This is a genomic window from Collinsella sp. AM33-4BH, from assembly GCF_003469205.1.
Lineage (GTDB): Bacteria > Actinomycetota > Coriobacteriia > Coriobacteriales > Coriobacteriaceae > Collinsella.
Genome location: NZ_QSIN01000009.1, coordinates 1 through 16723 on the forward strand (window position 1 = coordinate 1; position 16723 = coordinate 16723).

A 16723-nucleotide genomic window follows, 5' to 3' on the forward strand; every position below is an offset into this window, starting at 1 on the left:
GCGCCGGGGGCGGGAATCTGGGCGTACACATTTCCTACACATATTAAAACCCTGCTTACGTTTGCCAGCCGTTCTCTACCGCTCACCGAGGGCCTCTTTATAGTGAAGCGTCATATGGCTAAAGCTGATAGGCTCCCTTAGCCAAGGCACAGCCGGCATCGAGCAACTCATCGCGCTCCTCCACCGAGAACCCCTCGGCGTATACGCGAACCACCGGTTCGGTCCCGCTGGGGCGGATCAGCAGCCAGGTGTCATCTTCGAATGCCAAACGTAAACCATCCATATGGCTTACAGCCTGCGGCGCCTTGCCGCAAATCGATTTAGGATTCATGCCCGGCAGCAGGGTTCGTAACGTTTCGGCATCTTCGGCCTCAAGGCGCAAATCGCGTCGACCGTAACTCGTCTTACCAAAACTGTCCTCGAGTTGGTCGACCAGAACGCCCAAAGGCGCGTTCGTCTTTGCCATAAGCTCGCACAGAATCAGACAGGCGAGGATTCCATCGCGCTCGGGCATATGCGCGGCGATGCCGATACCACCGGCTTCTTCGCCGCCTATGAGGACGCCGCCCTTCTTCATCTCCGCCGCTATATATTTGAAACCGACTGGTTTGACGGTCACGCGGCAGCCAAGCGCCTCGGCAATGCGACGCACGAGCGTCGAGCATGAAAGATTGACGACGACGCGCCCCTCCAAATTACGAAATTGAACCAAGTCGCCCAAAACGAGCGCCATGATCTGATGCGGATGTATATATCTGCCGCGCTCGTCAACCGCGCCGATACGGTCGGCGTCGCCGTCGGTCACCAGGCCAGCGCAAGCTCCGTCCTCGATAACCGTGCGCTCGCAAGCGTCCACCCAAGGCTCAACGGGGTCGGGGCAGATATCTTCTTGGTCAGACGCCTGCCCGGCGTGAATCTCGTGCACCTCAACGCCAAGCTCGCGCAGCAAGTCGGCTAGATAGCCCTGGGCTGCGCCGCCCATGGGATCGACAACCACGCGCAGGTGCGCGGCGCGAATGGCTTCGGCATCGACAAATGATGCCACCGCCTGCATATAGTCAGGAATGATATCCGCGGTGCGATATTGCCCCTCGATCCCCATTGGCTCGGGAGCCATGGTCTCTTCGAGCTCTTCTATGACATCCTGGTTGGCGGTCGAGCCGTCACCCATGCGAATCTTGAGGCACAGATAACCCTGCGGATGATGGGACCCCGTCACCATGAGCGCGCCGCACGCCTCACCGTCATAAGCCGCCGCCCACGTAAGGGCAGGGGTCGGGACAGGTCGCGAAGCGAGCACGGCGTCTAGCCCGTGCGCTGCTAGCACACCCGCCGCAAGCTCAGCGAACTCGCGCGCCAGGGGCCGGGTGTCGAACCCAACATATACCGTTTTGCCCGGATTGGTCTTTTGCCACAACTCGCCGGCGGCATCGGCGATACGGGCAACGTTATCGGCAGTGAAGTCCTCATCGACGCGAGCGCGCCAACCGTCAGTTCCAAAATGAATTATCGCGCACACGCGCAGACACCTCACAGTGTTTGGATCATGGTACGCATGCGGTATACCCGCAACATGCACTCGGCAACCTGCCGGCACCAGCATTCACCATTTGGGCAAATGCTGCCAAGAACATGCAAGCAATAAAAAAACCGCCCCGTATGGAGCGGTTTTGCCCTTTATATATCGAGCGCCTCGGCCATCGCCGCCGTAGTGATTGCCGTGGTTCCACAGCAACTGCCCACCATTGCGGCACCGGCATGTCTCCATTCGATGCATGCGCGCGCGAAAGCTTCGGGGTTCTCGTGCCATACGGGGCCATCCTGAGTCTGGACCGGATCGCCTACGTTGGGACGCACCATGACGGGAGTAGTCGCCGATGCAACCATCCTGGGCACCGCCGCGTTCGCGGCCGCAAGCGAACAGCAATTGACACCAACCGAGTTAGCGCCGTGTTTTTCGGCGTACAAAACGGCTGCCTCGATGTTGAGGCCATCGCCTAGCAGGTCGCCTTTATCGTCAACGACAAAACTCACCAGAACAGGCATGCCGTCGGCGGCATCTCGAGCGCCGGCAAGCATGGGCTGCAAATTACGGATAGACGTCACCGTCTCGATCAGCAGACCGTCAACGCCAGCATTGAGCAAGGCGTGCGCCTGTTCGCGCGCAATGCCTCGGATTTCACGATACTCGGCAGAGTCCTCGGCAAACCACTCAATACCGATCGGGCCCATCGAGCCCAGCAGCAGCTGAGGGTGCGCCTGGCGGGCATCGTCGACGGCCCCGCGATTGACCTCCGCCACGGACGGCGAAATCTGGTCGTGCTTGAGGGCATAGCTCGATGCCTGAAAGGTGTTGGTAATGAGCACCTGCGCGCCGGCGGCGACATACAAGCGATGGATGCGAGAAACGGTCTGCGGCTCTGCCAGATTCCAAAACGCCGGTGGAATGTCGGCGGCATCGTACTCACTCAACAAGACACTGCCCATGGGGCCCTGCGCCAACAAGGTCTCGCTCGACAAGCGGCGCGTAAGTTCCTCGGCACCAAAGCGGTTGTAATAACTCGTATCCATATATATCCCGCTATTCCTCGACGCTGATTCCCTGCTTTTCGAGATAGGCGAGCCAGCGGTTCATCGTGTCCTCGGATAGCGCATGCTCCATCATGCAGGCCTCGGAATCGGCTCGCTCAAATTCGACGCCGAGCTCCTGAACCAAAAACGTGCGGATGAGGCGATGACGGTACCAGATAGCCGTGCCAACCTCGCGGCCGCGATCGGTCAGAATTACCTTGCCGTAGTGCGATTGCTCGACAAGCTCGGATGCCTTGAGCGCCGAAACCGCTTTATTGACCGATGCCTTGGAGACGCCAAGGCGCTGCGCGATGTCGACCGATCGCACGCCGTTGGTTTCCCCCTCTTCGCTTTCAATGCGAACCATGCACTCCAAGTAGTCTTCGTTCGCCACCGTCAGATGTAGTTCGCGCGAGCTATTTGTCGTATCCATGATCTTCCGTCCCTTCTGCATTCAATGGCTGATTCTACCCCATCCAAGCGTCGTGGTATGCCGTGGCATACCGTGCTAGAGTTCTTGTTGCACACGACGACCAAGATTGGAGCGGTCTTTATGGAAAACACCACCACGAGCCCCGATGTCCTCGAGCGCTTTTTGCGCTACGTCCAGATCAACACGCAGTCCGAGGATGCAAACTGCGACCAGGTACCCTCGAGCGCCGTTCAGTTTGACCTTGCCAACGTGCTGGCTGAAGAGCTGCGCGAGCTTGGTGCGGAAGATGCCCACGTGACCGAGCACGCCTATGTCTGCGCGCATATCCCCGCAAGTGCGGGCGCTGAGGACAAGCCAGCCCTGGGCCTGATCGCCCATCTCGACACCACCGAAGTTGCACCGGGCGCCGGCGTGAAGCCGCACATCGTACACTACGAAGGCGGCGACCTGGTCTGCGGCACGGTTGACGGTAAGCCCGTTGCCATGAGTACCGCCAAGCTTCCCGCCCTGAACGACCTTGCGGGTGAGGACTTGGTCTGCAGCGACGGCACCACGCTGCTGGGCGCAGACGACAAGGCAGGCGTCGCCGAGATCATGTCGCTTGTCGCGCGTATCGCTCAAGACCCTTCCCTGCCCCATCCCGCACTCGGCATTTGCTTCTGCCCTGACGAGGAGATCGGCCACGGAGCCGAGCTGTTGGATATCGATACCTTTGGCTGCAAGTACGCCTACACGGTCGACGGTGGCCCCATCGGCGAGCTGGAGTGGGAGTGCTTTAACGCCGCCGAGGCGACCGTCCGCTTTGAGGGCCAGTCCATCCACCCGGGCGACGCCAAAGGCCGTATGGTCAACGCAGGCAATCTGTTCTGCGACTTCAACGCGTTGCTCCCCTACGTGCAGCGCCCGGAGTATACGGAAGGTTACGAGGGCTTTTATCACCTTGAGGGTGTATCTGCGACCGTCGATCACGCCACAGCGCGCTATATCGTCCGCGACCATGACGCCGCCAAGTTCCAGCAGAAACTCGACCTTATTGATGCCGCCGCCTCGATGCTTAACCAGCGTCTGGGTGAGGAGCGCGTGACGGTCGAGATTAAGCAGCAGTATCGAAATATGGCCGAGATCGTTCGTGACTATCCCGAGCTTATTGATGTTGCCAAGAAAGCCTACCTTGTCTGCGGCGTTGAGCCCCAAGTGCTGCCGATTCGCGGCGGCACCGACGGCGCTCAGCTGTCGTTCCGCGGTCTGCCCTGCCCCAACCTTTCCACCGGCGGCTATTGCTACCACGGCGTCAACGAGTTCGTCCCGGTCAGTTCGCTCGTCAAGATGACCGACGTGCTCCAGGAGCTCGTCGCCCGCTTTGCATAAGGAACTCGAACAATCTAGGTAAGCAAAACCGCCCCGTCCTCAAAACTGAGAACGGGGCGGTTTTTGGTGCAAGGGGAGTAGTCAGCACCGCATGTTGAGCCAACGTCAGCGAGCGACGTCCAAGGCGAACAAGTTGGCATGAAAAAGGCAGGGCATTGACCTTCTGGTCATGCCCTGCCTTTTGAATGACAAATTGTCGCCTTGGGCGGCGCGCAGCGTCGAGCCGTTACGGCGTTTGGTAAAACGCCGTAACTTAGTAGTTAGCTTCGTAGCCGTTGCCGTCGCCGGTGGGCTCTTCGTAGTAGTCCGAATCGCTCGAATCGCTTGAGTCATCGGAATCGTCAGAGCTGACCGATGAGGTTGCGGTACCGTTCGCGTAATCGTCAGACGTGTTGTTGTTCAGGTCGCCGATCGTAGAGCTGGAACCGTCGGAAAGGCCCATGGTGTTGGGACCCTTGGGATCCTTGCCAGCATCGACGCGCTCCATCATTTCCTTGAGCTCGTCCTCGTAGACAAAGACGTAGCTCACACCGTCGATCATGGTGCTGTCGTCGGCGTACGAGGGCAGGTTGGCCGAGTAGATACCGTCGACATCCATACCGCGCATGGCGTTGACCGTAGCCACGATATCCTGAACGCTCATATCGGTTACGAGCATATCGGACAGCGAATTAACCAGGCCAAAAATCATCGTGGCATCGAAGTTATTGAGAATCTGGTTGGCAAGGGCGCCAAGCACCTGACGCTGGTGGCGCATGCGCGTGTAATCGCCGTCGGCATAGGTGTAGCGGCAGCGGGCATAGGTAAGGGCGGTGGCACCGTCCATATGCTGCTGGCCAGCGGTAATCTTAATATCCAGGTGCTCGGGGTCGTCAACATCATCGGTTGCGTTAATGTCGATACCGCCAACCGAATCAATCAGCGCCTGCATACCGTCGAAGCTGACCTCGGCATAGTGGGAAATCTGAACACCGCACAGCTCGTTGACCGCCTCGACCATGGCCTCGGCGCCGCCAACGGTATGACAGGCGTTGATCTTCATGGTCTCGCCCTTGTACTCGACCTTGGTGTCGCGCGGAACGGAAATGAGCGTCGCCTGCTTTTGCGTGGGGTCGATGCGTGCCAGGATAATCGAGTCGGCACGATACGTATCCTCGCCCGGACGGCCGTCGGTGCCAAGAAGCAGCACGTAGAACGGATCCTTTGCCTCATCGGTGTCAACCAGAACCCGACGCAGATTGTCGGTAATGACATTAGAATCGCCGAGCTTGCCCATAATGGTGGCAAACCACAGGCCGGCAGCGGTAGTGGCACTCAGCAGCACGCCAAGCACGACAATGAGCGCGACGTGACGAATCGTGTGGCTACGACGACGTTGACGAGCGCGCTCGGAATAGCGAGCCACGTTATCGCGACTGTAGATCTTGGCCTGCGCACCAGTTGAGGGTCTTCGGGCGGTGGTATCCGCGAGGGGCTTTTTATTAAACATAGGCAACCTGTATTAGTAGATGACGGGATCGGGGACGGTAGCATGCTCGACATGCGCGCCGAGCGCCTGCAGCTTTTCGACAAACTGCTCGTAGCCGCGCTTGATGTGATGGATAGCCGAAACCTCGGTCGTCCCGTCGGCGATCAAGCCCGCTACGACGAGGGCCGCGCCGCCACGAAGGTCGGGCGAGGTGACCTGTGCGCCTGAGAACCCCTTAACACCGTGAATCATGGCGTGATGGCTCTCAATGCGAATATCGGCGCCCATACGCACGAGCTCGGAGGCGAACATAAAGCGGTTCTCGAAGATGTTCTCGGTAATCACGGAACTTCCGTCGGCAAGGGCCGAAAGCACCATGATCTGCGCCTGCATGTCGGTCGGGAAACCCGGGAACGGAAGCGTCTGGATATCGACCGGCTTGATGCGCTCGACGCGATTGACGTGGACACCGTTCTCGATACGCTCACACTCGATGCCCATAAGTTCCATCTTTTTGAGCACCATGCCCAGGTGGATGGGGCAGAAGCCCGTAACATCGACGCCGCGATCGTCGGCCATCAACGCACCGGCAACGATAAAGGTGCCGGCCTCGATGCGGTCGCCGACCACGCAATGGGTAACGGGATGCAGCTCCTCCACGCCCTCGATGGTCACGACGGGCGTGCCCGCGCCGACGATCTTGGCACCCATCTCGTTGAGCATGTTGGCAAGGTCGACGATCTCGGGCTCGCGGGCAGCGTTGTCGATAACCGTGGTGCCCTGCGCGCGCACGGCAGCCATGATGAGGTTCTCGGTAGCGCCAACGCTCGCGAACTCGAGCGTGACCGTGGTGCCGCGCAGACCCTGGGGAGCACTGGCGTTGATGTAGCCGTGGGCGGTGTCGAACTCGACGCCCAGAGCCTCGAGACCCAAGATATGCATATCAATCTTGCGGGCACCCAAGTTGCAGCCGCCCGGCATGGCAATCTTGGCGCGATGGAAACGACCCAGCAGGGGTCCCATGACGGCGGTGGAAGCACGCATCTTGGCGACAAGCTCGTAGGGAGCCTCCCAGGAATCAACCTGGGAGGTATCGATTTCGAGCGTGTGCTCATCGAGAACTTCGATCGTGGCGCCCATGCCCTTGAGTACCTTGCCCATAACGTGGACATCGGAAATATCGGGCACGTTCTGAAGCGTTGTCTTGCCCGGCGCCAGAAGCGTTGCAGCCATGAGTTTGAGTGCGGAATTCTTTGCACCCGAGACGGGCACGGAGCCTCCGATGGAGTGGCCACCCTCAACGCGGATAATATCCAAGGTCTACCCTTTCAAAAAGCATGCCCGGGGTGGCTGGGCCATCCCGGGCATGATGTGTTCGCAAATGGTCGAACGCTAAAACGTTTGACTATTGGGCAAGCTTGAGCTTACACCATGCGATTTCATTATAGAGGTAGGCGCGGCGTGCATCATCCTCCGACAAATTACCCAGCTTCTCTTCAAAACCTTGAATATCAGCTTTAACCTTGTCGGCGTCGACAGTCGCCAAATCGCAAGCGCGCTCGGCGAGGACGGTCACGACATCGTCCGCAACCTGGGCATAGCCGCCGGCCACGGCAAACGTGTGGTCGACAGTGCCCATGGCCTTATCGGAAACGCGAACGTAACCGCGGTCGATCGTGCAGATTTCGCTGGAGTGAGCAGGTAAAACGCCAAACTCGCCATCCGTAGACGGAATCGACACAAACGCAGCGTCGCCCTCATAGGCGCAGCTCACGGGGCACACGATGCGGATACGCATAACCTACTTCTCCCCCATCTTGCGGGCGCGCTCGCGCACGTCCTCAATCGTGGAAGCATAGCGGAAAGCCTGCTCGGGCAGGTCGTCGGCCTTGCCGTCGACAATCTCGGCGAAAGAGCGGACGGTATCCTCGACGCGGACGTAGACACCGGGGTTGCCGGTGAACTTCTCGGCGACGTGGAAGGACTGCGAGAGGAACTGCTGAATCTTACGGGCACGGTTGACCGTAAGGCGCTGCTCCTCGGACAGCTCGTCCATACCCAGAATGGCGATGATGTCCTGAAGGTCGGAGTACTCCTGCAGGAGCTCCTGGACCTTGACGGCGACACGGTAGTGCTCCTCGCCGACGATCGAGGGATCGAGAGCGTCGGAGGAAGATGCGAGCGGGTCGATAGCCGGGAACAGGCCAAGCGACGAAATGCTACGCGAAAGAACCGTGGTGGCGTCGAGGTGCGTAAACGTCGTGGCAGGCGCCGGGTCGGTCAGGTCGTCTGCGGGGACGTAGACAGCCTGGACGGAGGTAATGGAGCCCGTCTTGGTCGAGGTAATACGCTCCTGGAGGTCGCCCATCTCGGTTGCCAGCGTGGGCTGGTAACCAACGGCGGACGGCATACGGCCCAGCAGTGCGGAAACCTCGGAACCTGCCTGGGAGAAGCGGAAGATGTTGTCGATGAACAGCAGAACGTCCTGGCCGCGATCGCGGAAGTACTCAGCGGTGGTAAGGCCGGCCAGACCGATGCGCAGACGCGCTCCGGGCGGCTCGTTCATCTGACCATAGACCAAGCAGGTCTTGTCGATAACGCCAGACTCGCTCATCTCGAGGAACAGGTCGGTGCCCTCGCGGGTACGCTCGCCGACGCCGGTGAACACCGAGGTGCCGCCGTGCTCCTGGGCGAGGTTGTTGATGAGCTCCTGAATCAGAACGGTCTTGCCGACGCCGGCGCCGCCGAACAGGCCCGTCTTTCCGCCACGGATGTAGGGCTCGAGCAGGTCGACGGCCTTGATGCCGGTCTCGAAGATCTCGGTCTTGGTGGTGAGCTCGTCGAAACGGGGCGCTGCATGGTGGATGGGGTAGAACTCCTCCACCTCGGGCATGGGCTTGCCGTCGACGGGCTTGCCCATAACGTTCCAAATTCGGCCGAGCGTCTTGGGGCCAACGGGCATCTTCATGGGCTCACCGGTATCGGTGGCGATGAGGCCGCGCTGCAGGCCGTCGGTCGAGGACATGGCGACCGTGCGGACAACGCCGCCCGGAAGCTGGTTCTCGACCTCGAGGATCGTGCTCAGATGACCGATCGGGGTCTCGGCCTCGACCGTGAGCGCGTTGTAGATCGGGGGCACCGCGCCGTCAAACTTGACGTCGACGACAGGGCCGATGATTCGCACGATGCGACCATCACCGGCAGTCGTCTTCTTGGTGGCTTCCTCGACCGCAAGCTTTACGGTGTTATTAGCCATTACTGTTCCTCCAATGCTGAGGCTCCGCCGACGATCTCGTTAATCTCGGTCGTGATCGAAGCCTGGCGCACGCGACTATACGTGCGGGTAAGGGTCGAGATGATCGCGGTGGCGTTTTCCGTCGCGGAGTGCATGGCCTTGCGGCGTGCACCCTGCTCGGCAGCCGCCGAATCGATCAGGGCCTGGTAGATGACCGTCAGGATATAAGACGGCACAAGCTTGCCGAGAACATGCTCGGGAGAGGGCACGAACTCGAACGTGGACGAGATGCGCTTAGGGGCGTCGGTCTCGTTCTTACGCGGACCGTGGGCCATAGCGATCATCTCGGGGTCGAGCGGCAACAGATGCTCGACGCGAAGCTCTTGATCCACGCGGTTCTTGGCGTGGTGGTAGACAAGCTCGACACGGTCAAGCTCACCGGCACGATACGCATCGCAGATATGAGAGGAGATCATGCGGGCCTGATTGAAATCGGGCTCAGAGGAGTTGCCCTCAAAGTGCATGACAACGTTTGCGCGGTCACGGAAATACGTGGCCGGCTTACGCCCGCACGCGATGATCTCGCACTCGATGCCGTCGTTCGCCCAAGAAGCGGCGAGCTTTTCGGCCGTGCGCTCCACCGTCGTATTGAAACCGCCGGCAAGGCCGCGGTCCGAGGCAATAACGACAATCAGGCCATGCTTGACGCTCTCATGCTTCTGCAGCATGGGATCGGTGCCCGAACAGGAGGCGTCGCCGGCGACCGTCAACATGACGTCGGTCAGCGCCTCCTTATAGGGCTCGGCCTGCTTGGAGCGATCGAGGGCACGACGGATCTTGGCCGTAGAGACCATCTCCATCGTGCGCGTGATCTGCTTGGTCGTGGTAACCGAGGAGATTCGCTTCTTAATGTCGCGAAGGTTGGCCATGGGGCTTAGTTCTCCTCTGATCCAGAAACAACCGAATGGTGCTTGGCCATGAACTGCTGCTTGAAGTCGCCGATGACGCGCAAGAGCTCAGCCTTGGTGTCATCATCGATCTTCTTGGCGCGAACCTTGTCGAGCAGCGAACCAAAGCCATTGTCCATGTACTCGATGAGCTCGGCACGGAAGGGCAGCACGTCGGCGATCTCCAAGTCATCCAGGAAGCCCTCGTTGCCAGCGAACAGCGTAACGATCTGCTCGCCAACCTCAAACGGCTTGTAACGCGGCTGCTTCAGGAGCTCGGTCATGCGAGCACCATGGGTCAGCTGCTTCTGAGTAGCCTCGTCGAGGTCGGAGCCGAACTGCGTAAAGCCAGCGAGCTCCTGGTACGAAGCGAGGTCAAGACGGAGGTTGCCGGCGACCTGCTTCATGGCCTTGGTCTGCGCATCGCCACCGACGCGGGACACGGAGATGCCCACGTCGACTGCCGGGCGCTGACCCTGGAAGAAGAGCTCGGACTGCAGGTAGATCTGACCATCGGTAATGGAAATGACGTTGGTCGGAATGTAGGCCGAGACGTCGCCGTCCTGGGTCTCGATGATCGGAAGAGCCGTCATGGAGCCGTAACCGTTCTTCTTGGACATCTTGACGGCACGCTCGAGCAGACGAGAGTGCAGGTAGAAGATGTCGCCAGGATAGGCCTCGCGTCCGGGCGGACGATGCAGCGTCAGCGACATCTGACGGTAGGCCACAGCCTGCTTGGACAGGTCGTCGTAGACGACGAGCACGTGGCCGCCGGGGTTGGTCTCGCTGGCGGGCTTGCCGTCCTCGCCGTTGTACATGAAGAACTCGCCGATAGCGGCACCGGCCATAGGCGCGATGTACTGCATAGGGGCGGAATCGGCAGCGGTGGCCGAAACGATGATGGTGTAGTCGAGCGCACCGTGCTGAGCGAGGGTCTCGCGGATGTTGGCAACCGTGGAGGCCTTCTGGCCGATGGCGACATAGATGCAGACCATGCCCTTGCCGCGCTGGTTGAGGATAGCGTCGATGGCGATGGCGGTCTTACCGGTCTTACGGTCGCCGATGATGAGCTCACGCTGACCGCGGCCAATAGGCACCATGGAGTCGATAGCGAGCAGACCGGTCTGAACCGGCTCGCACACCGGGGTACGATCGATGACGCCGGGAGCCTTGAACTCGATGGGGCGACGGTGCGTGGCGACGATGTCGCCCAGGCCGTCGATGGGCTGGCCGAGCGGATTGACGACGCGGCCGAGCATGGCACGGCTCACGGGGATATCCATAATGCGGCCAGTGGTGCGGCACTCGTCGCCTTCCTTGATGGAGTCGACGGCACCGAACAGAACGGCGCCGACCTCGTCACGGTCAAGGTTCTGGGCAAGGCCGAAGACGGTCTCACCGGTATCGGAGCTCTTGAACTCCAGAAGCTCGCCTGCCATGGCGCTCTTGAGGCCGGAGACGCGCGCGATGCCGTCGCCTACCTCGTCGACCGTTGAAACCTCATGCGTATCGACCGTCGCGGAGAGGCTCGTGAGCTGCTCCTGCAGTTTCTTGGCGATATCCTGGGCATTGAGGGTTTCGGACATTAGGCTTCACCTCCGTACGAATTAGCAGAGTTTGCGAGGGTCTCCTGCGCGATGCGCAGCTGCGTCTTGACGGAAATGTCACGACGCTCGCCGCGAGCCTCGAGCACCAGGCCGCCCACGATAGACGGGTCGACCTGCTCGATAAGGAATACCTTGCGGCCGAAGTCCTGCTCGCATTTCTTAGTGATGGTTTGACGCAGCTCGTCGTCGAGCGGGATCGCCGTGGTGACGGTCACGCCCACTACATCCTCGTCTTCCTCGGCAACGTACTTAAAGGCAGCTGCCACCTTGGGAAGAAGGTCGAGCTGGTCGCGCTTGGACATGGTGTCGAGCACGGCGATGATCTCGGGGCTGGCAGAAGCCAAGCGCTCGATCATCTCGAGGTCCTCGAACACATGATTCTCGGCCTTAGCGGCTTCCAGAAGGGAGCGCGCGTAGGTCTCGAGCACCTTGTCCTGATAGCGGCTAGTCGGCATTCAGGCTACCTGCTTCCTGGATGTAGCGCTCGATGAGCTTCTTCTGCTCGGCATCGTCCTCGAGTGCCTCGCCCACGATCTTGGTGGCGACGGCAACGGACAGGTCGGCGATGGAGCTCGCGGCACCGGCGTAAATGGACTTGCGCTCGTCCTCGACGGTCGTATGGGCCTTGGCGATGATCTCCTCGGCCTCCTTGTGAGCAGCCTCGATGATACGGGCGCGCTCGGACTCGGCGTCCTTACGGGCCTCGAGAACGATGTCGGCAGCCTGACGACGGGCGTCGGTGACGATCGAGTCGGACTCAGCGCGCTTGGCGATAGCCTCCTGCTTGGTCTTCTCGGCCTCGTCGAGGCTCTCCTCGATCTTCTTGCCGCGCTCCTCCATGGTTTTCATGATGCCCGGCAGGGCGACCTTGGCCAGCACGATCCAGATAATCAGGAAGGCGATAAGCGCCGGGATGAACTCCGCCATCTTAGGGATGAGGATGTCCGCACCGGCAGCGCCGTCCTCGGCGAACGCGGAAACCGGCATGAGCAGCGCGGCCGCGGACGCGGAGAGTGCGATCGCGCTCTTCTGGGATGAAAGATTCATACTTGACGCTCCGTGCTATTTAACGATCAGCGCGACAACGAAGCCGATCAGAGCCAGAGCCTCGCCGAAGGCGGAGCCCATAATGAAGACGGTGAACACGCGGCCCTGGACCTCAGGCTGACGGGCCATAGCACCCGTAGCACCCAGAGCAGACAGGCCGATAGCAAGACCAGCGCCGATAACACCGAGACCGTAACCGATAACTCCCACGATTCCTCCTTTGTCGTGCGTGTCTTATTTCACGCAGGATAACCTTTTTATAACTGCCGGGCTCCATGGGTACGGGCACCGGCGGTTTAACGAATTACCTTACCTTTAAGGCGCGAACGGAAGACTACTCCTCCTCCGCGACCTCCTCTGCCTCGGAGACATACACGGCGGTAAGGACCGTGAAGACGTAAGCCTGGATGGCGCCGACCACAAGCTCGATCGCATAGATCAGGATGAGGATGGCAAGCCAGGCCAGCGAAGGCAGGGCGCCAACGGCGTGGGCCGCGGAAACCTGCTGAAGCAGCGGCTGCATGAACATGCTCGCCATGATGGCGAACGAGCCCATGACCACGTGTCCTGCGAACATGTTGCAGAACAGACGGACGGCGAGCGTGATGAGGCGCAGGAAGGTCGAGAAAAGCTCGACGACCCACACGAGCACGTTCATCGGGAAGCTCACGCCCTGCGGGGCGAGGCTCTTGATGTAGCCGATCACGCCGTGAGCCTTGCATCCGTAGTAGATGAAGTACACGAAGGCGAAAATGGCGAGTGCGGCGGTGGAGCCGATTGCGCCGGTGCCGGGCTTCATTCCCGGAATCAGGCCGATCATGTTATTGATCAGGATGAACAGGAAAAGCGAGCACAGGAACGGGAAGTGCTTCTTCCAGTTCTCACCCACGACACCCTTGCCGATATCGTTCTCGACGTACTCGATGATGTACTCGAAACCGTTGACGAAGAAGCCCTTGGGAACCAGGGTCTGCTTCTTCTTGAACACGGCCAGGACGATCAGGAGCACGATCGTGGAGACGATCAGCCAAAACGAGTACTGCGTGATGCCGCAGCTCAGATCGCCCACGACAGGGGTGGAGCTGAACTCGCTGACCAGATGATTAATCTCATCAGGCAGCTTTTCAAAAATTTCCACGACTTACCTTTCGACCTCATGAGGATCTCGCAGCGCCTTGGCGACACGAACCGCGCAGGCGGCCATAAAGGCCACGAAGCCGATCGCCTCGCCCAGGAGGAACATGCGAAATGCCTCTCCGAACAACACAAACACAACCAAGGTAAAGACGAGCAGGGCGATTGCCGAGACCGCCAGACTCACCATACCCTTGAGCATGTCCGCATTCTGTTTATCGTCAAGAACCGGCTTGAGCGTAAAGACAAAGGGAAGGAAGGCAATTGCGCCCGCGATGGCGCCTGCAACGATAGCGAGCAGATCGGCTATCTGAAACACTGGCGTCCTCACTTTCCTTTTTAACGCTTCACAGAACAGTTCCCGCCAAACATTGGTGACTATTGTACGAGCCAATCGCTAAAGTACAACCGAAAAAGCATCGGTTAATACGCACCTGTTCGTTTTCTTAAGACCTTCTTTATGCCGCAGGTACGGTAATACGTTTTTCTCGAACCCTGCAGGGCAAAACGTCCGTTAACAGGAGTGCGCGCGGTCGCCTTTTGTTCGTCCGCGCGCACCGTTTCTTCGTATTTGCAGCCGCGGCCGTTTAGCCCAGCGACTAGAGCGTGCCGTAGATGCGGTCGCCGGCGTCGCCGAGGCCGGGAACGATGTAGGCAGCCTCGTTGAGATGGTCGTCGATGGCGCAGGTATAGATATGCACATCTGGGTCCTTCTCGGTCAGCGACTTGAGGCCCTCGGGGGCCGCGACGATGCACAGCATGCGGATGTCCTTGACACCGCGCTCGCGCAGGTAGCTGATGGCCATCTCGGCCGAACCGCCCGTGGCAAGCATGGGGTCGACGACCAGGCAGATGCGCTGGTCGATATCCTTGGGCATCTTGCAGTAATACTCGTGCGGCTCGTGGGTGACCTCGTCGCGCTCCATGCCGATGTGACCCACGCGAGCGGAGGGCACCAGGTCGAGGATGCCGTCGACCATGCCAAGGCCCGCACGCAGGATGGGCACGATGGCGAGTTTCTTGCCGGCAAGCTGTTTGAACGTGGCGGTAGTGATGGGGGTCTCGACCTCGACGTCTTCCATAGGCAGGTCGCGCATGGCCTCGTAGCCGTCAAAAAGCGCGAGTTCGCGCACGAGCTGGCGGAACTGGTTGGTGCCGGTGTTTTTGTCGCGCAGGATCGACAGCTTGTGCTGGACGAGCGGGTGATCGACAAGCGTCACACGGGACGCATCGTAGGTGACGGTCATGGATTGATTGCCCCTTTCGTTGCGGCCGCAAAACGGCCTTGCTGACAAGGCGCGCAGCAATGTTGCCGCCGCACGCCATGCATTAGTTTAGCGGTTTGTTGTATCGAGCAGCCCATCGCAGCCCTACTGTGAGGTGCTGAGCGAGCGCCTGACTGCATCACGCCAGCCCGCAAGGTTTTGCTCGCGGCGCTCGGCGGACATGTGGGGAAGGAAGGTCCTAACGATCTGGGCATTTTGCTCCAGCTCTTCCAGGTCTTCCCAATAGCCGACGGCAAGACCCGCCAAGTACGCGGCACCGATTGCCGTGGTCTCCACCGTCTCGCATTGCAGCACGGGGATATCCAGCAGGTCGGCCTGGAATTGCATGATGAACTCGTTGCGCGAGGCACCGCCATCGACAGACAGGCGCTCAATCGAAAGCCCCACGTCCTGCTCCATGGCGCGCAGCACGTCGTAGCTCTGATATGCCATGGATTCGCAGGCGGCACGTACGATGGTCGCACGGCTCGAGGCGCCGGTCAGACCGCACACGATACCGCGAGCATGCGGGTCCCACCAGGGAGCACCCAAACCCGCAAAGGCGGGAACGAAGTAGCAGCCCTCGTTGTCGCTAATCGAAGCAGCGAGTTGTGCCGACTCGCTCACGCTCGAGATGATGCCCATGTTGTTGCGAAGCCAGTTCATGGTTGAGCCGGCGGCAAAAATAGAGCCCTCGAGCGCATAGCTGACTTTGCCGTCCGCAGCGATACCGATGGTGGAGACCAGGCCATTCTTGGATTCGACGATCTCGTCGCCGGTGTTCATGAGCATAAAGCAACCCGTGCCATAGGTGTTTTTGGTCTGGCCGGGACGGAAACAGCAGTGGCCGAACAGCGACGCCTGTTGGTCACCCGCCACGCCCATGATGGGCGGCATGTTGGTCATGATGTCGCTCGCGACGCGGCCGTAGTCGCCCGAGCTCCAGCGAACCTCGGGCATCATGGAACGTGGAACGTCAAAGAGTGCCAGCAGGTCGTCGTCCCAATCGAGCGTATGGATATTAAAGAGTGCCGTGCGGCTGGCATTGGTGTAGTCGGTGGCAAAGACCTGGCCGCCGGTGAGGTTGTAGATGAGCCAGGTGTCGATGGTGCCAAACATGAGGTCGCCCGCCGCCGCGCTTTCGCGTGCGCCGTCGACGTTGTCGAGAATCCACTGCACCTTGGAGGCCGAGAAATACGGGTCGAGCGTGAGTCCCGTGCGGGAGCGCACCAGCCCTTCTGCGCCCTGCTCGACAAGCTCGTCGATCAGAGGTGCGGTACGGCGGCACTGCCATACGATAGCGTTATAGATCGGCTGACCGCTCACGCGATCCCAGACCACCGTGGTCTCGCGCTGGTTGGAGATGCCGATGGCGGCAATGCGGTCGGAGTGGATACCACTCTTAAACTGGACTTCCATCATGACGGCGATCTGGCTAGCAAGGACCGCCATGGGGTCTTGCTCCACCCAGCCGGGACGCGGAAAGCTGGTTTTGACGCTGCGACGTGCCTGCGCGACGATGCAGCCGTACTCGTCGACGATGGTCGCAAGTACCGAGGTGGTGCCGCAGTCGAGCGCCATGATGTAGGAACCGCCAAAGTCAAACGAGGCATCTTCCATGCCCAGGCTGCCCAGATTCAACGACATC

The 16723-nt window shown here is 60.1% G+C and carries 17 protein-coding genes; 1 reads left to right on the top strand and 16 read right to left on the bottom strand.

Annotation, left to right across the window (positions count from 1 at the left end):
• Positions 1-118: 118 nt before the first annotated feature.
• The 3 genes from DW821_RS07540 to DW821_RS07550 all read right to left on the bottom strand — a co-directional run bounded on the left by DW821_RS07540 (position 119) and on the right by DW821_RS07550 (position 3004).
• Positions 119-1519, bottom strand: coding sequence for a phosphoglucomutase/phosphomannomutase family protein (locus DW821_RS07540; protein ID WP_118066306.1), 1401 nt, complete (start codon positions 1517-1519; stop codon positions 119-121).
• A gap of 158 nt (positions 1520-1677) precedes the next feature.
• Positions 1678-2571: a homocysteine S-methyltransferase family protein gene (locus tag DW821_RS07545; protein ID WP_118066308.1), complete on the bottom strand. Its 894-nt coding sequence runs from the start codon at positions 2569-2571 to the stop codon at positions 1678-1680.
• 10 nt (positions 2572-2581) lie between these two features.
• Complete coding sequence (locus DW821_RS07550) at positions 2582-3004, bottom strand: metal-dependent transcriptional regulator (protein WP_117564991.1); 423 nt, start codon at positions 3002-3004, stop codon at positions 2582-2584.
• Positions 3005-3124: 120 nt separating this feature from the next.
• Between DW821_RS07550 and pepT the strand changes: the two genes are divergently transcribed.
• A complete protein-coding gene (pepT, locus tag DW821_RS07555; RefSeq protein ID WP_118066310.1) occupies positions 3125-4372 on the top strand; it encodes a peptidase T in 1248 nt (415 codons plus the stop codon).
• A 253-nt stretch (positions 4373-4625) separates the two neighbouring features.
• On the opposite strand, the gene DW821_RS07560 is transcribed toward pepT, so the two are convergent.
• The 13 genes from DW821_RS07560 to glpK form a co-directional block, all read right to left on the bottom strand.
• On the bottom strand, positions 4626-5861 hold the full coding sequence (locus DW821_RS07560) for an LCP family protein (RefSeq protein ID WP_118066312.1): 1236 nt from the start codon (positions 5859-5861) through the stop codon (positions 4626-4628).
• Positions 5862-5873: 12 nt separating this feature from the next.
• Positions 5874-7157 (bottom strand): UDP-N-acetylglucosamine 1-carboxyvinyltransferase, encoded by a 1284-nt coding sequence (gene murA, locus DW821_RS07565; protein WP_118066314.1) that lies wholly within the window; start codon positions 7155-7157, stop codon positions 5874-5876.
• 88 nt (positions 7158-7245) lie between these two features.
• Positions 7246-7638 carry an ATP synthase F1 subunit epsilon gene (gene atpC, locus DW821_RS07570; protein ID WP_117630038.1) on the bottom strand — a complete coding sequence of 131 codons (393 nt, stop codon included), beginning with the start codon at positions 7636-7638 and terminating at the stop codon, positions 7246-7248.
• 3 nt (positions 7639-7641) lie between these two features.
• Positions 7642-9096: a F0F1 ATP synthase subunit beta gene (gene atpD / locus DW821_RS07575; protein WP_117770554.1), complete on the bottom strand. Its 1455-nt coding sequence runs from the start codon at positions 9094-9096 to the stop codon at positions 7642-7644.
• Positions 9096-10004, bottom strand: a complete 909-nt coding sequence (gene atpG / locus DW821_RS07580; protein WP_006235716.1) for an ATP synthase F1 subunit gamma — start codon at positions 10002-10004, stop codon at positions 9096-9098. The genes atpD and atpG overlap by 1 nt, the downstream gene beginning before the upstream one ends.
• Positions 10005-10009: 5 nt before the next feature.
• A complete protein-coding gene (gene atpA, locus DW821_RS07585) occupies positions 10010-11608 on the bottom strand; it encodes a F0F1 ATP synthase subunit alpha (protein WP_118066316.1) in 1599 nt (532 codons plus the stop codon).
• Entirely contained in the window at positions 11608-12084 is a 477-nt protein-coding gene (locus DW821_RS07590; protein ID WP_006235713.1) for a FoF1 ATP synthase subunit delta, read from the bottom strand. The genes atpA and DW821_RS07590 overlap by 1 nt, the downstream gene beginning before the upstream one ends.
• The gene (gene atpF, locus DW821_RS07595; protein ID WP_006235712.1) at positions 12074-12676 is read right to left on the bottom strand and encodes a F0F1 ATP synthase subunit B; all 603 of its coding nucleotides are present in this window, start codon (positions 12674-12676) and stop codon (positions 12074-12076) included. The genes DW821_RS07590 and atpF overlap by 11 nt, the downstream gene beginning before the upstream one ends.
• A gap of 15 nt (positions 12677-12691) precedes the next feature.
• Positions 12692-12886, bottom strand: coding sequence for an ATP synthase subunit C (locus DW821_RS07600; RefSeq protein WP_022094262.1), 195 nt, complete (start codon positions 12884-12886; stop codon positions 12692-12694).
• Between the two features lie 124 nt (positions 12887-13010).
• On the bottom strand, positions 13011-13814 hold the full coding sequence (gene atpB, locus DW821_RS07605; RefSeq protein ID WP_022094263.1) for a F0F1 ATP synthase subunit A: 804 nt from the start codon (positions 13812-13814) through the stop codon (positions 13011-13013).
• A gap of 3 nt (positions 13815-13817) precedes the next feature.
• A complete protein-coding gene (locus tag DW821_RS07610; protein ID WP_035138788.1) occupies positions 13818-14129 on the bottom strand; it encodes a hypothetical protein in 312 nt (103 codons plus the stop codon).
• A 280-nt stretch (positions 14130-14409) separates the two neighbouring features.
• Positions 14410-15057, bottom strand: coding sequence for a uracil phosphoribosyltransferase (gene upp, locus DW821_RS07615; protein WP_040359658.1), 648 nt, complete (start codon positions 15055-15057; stop codon positions 14410-14412).
• A 123-nt stretch (positions 15058-15180) separates the two neighbouring features.
• Complete coding sequence (glpK, locus tag DW821_RS07620; RefSeq protein ID WP_089573103.1) at positions 15181-16722, bottom strand: glycerol kinase GlpK; 1542 nt, start codon at positions 16720-16722, stop codon at positions 15181-15183.
• Position 16723: the final 1 nt, after the last annotated feature.

What these genes read in the sequence shown, in the direction of transcription:
- DW821_RS07545 (WP_118066308.1), bottom strand. Translation starts at nt 2,571, where the DNA reads ATGGATACGAGTTATTACAACCGCTTTGGTGCCGAGGAACTTACGCGC.
- DW821_RS07550 (WP_117564991.1), bottom strand. Translation starts at nt 3,004, where the DNA reads ATGGATACGACAAATAGCTCGCGCGAACTACATCTGACGGTGGCGAAC.
- pepT (WP_118066310.1), top strand. Translation starts at nt 3,125, where the DNA reads ATGGAAAACACCACCACGAGCCCCGATGTCCTCGAGCGCTTTTTGCGC.
- DW821_RS07560 (WP_118066312.1), bottom strand. Translation starts at nt 5,861, where the DNA reads ATGTTTAATAAAAAGCCCCTCGCGGATACCACCGCCCGAAGACCCTCA.
- atpC (WP_117630038.1), bottom strand. Translation starts at nt 7,638, where the DNA reads ATGCGTATCCGCATCGTGTGCCCCGTGAGCTGCGCCTATGAGGGCGAC.
- atpD (WP_117770554.1), bottom strand. Translation starts at nt 9,096, where the DNA reads ATGGCTAATAACACCGTAAAGCTTGCGGTCGAGGAAGCCACCAAGAAG.
- atpG (WP_006235716.1), bottom strand. Translation starts at nt 10,004, where the DNA reads ATGGCCAACCTTCGCGACATTAAGAAGCGAATCTCCTCGGTTACCACG.
- atpA (WP_118066316.1), bottom strand. Translation starts at nt 11,608, where the DNA reads ATGTCCGAAACCCTCAATGCCCAGGATATCGCCAAGAAACTGCAGGAG.
- DW821_RS07590 (WP_006235713.1), bottom strand. Translation starts at nt 12,084, where the DNA reads ATGCCGACTAGCCGCTATCAGGACAAGGTGCTCGAGACCTACGCGCGC.
- atpF (WP_006235712.1), bottom strand. Translation starts at nt 12,676, where the DNA reads ATGAATCTTTCATCCCAGAAGAGCGCGATCGCACTCTCCGCGTCCGCG.
- upp (WP_040359658.1), bottom strand. Translation starts at nt 15,057, where the DNA reads ATGACCGTCACCTACGATGCGTCCCGTGTGACGCTTGTCGATCACCCG.
- glpK (WP_089573103.1), bottom strand. Translation starts at nt 16,722, where the DNA reads ATGTCGTTGAATCTGGGCAGCCTGGGCATGGAAGATGCCTCGTTTGAC.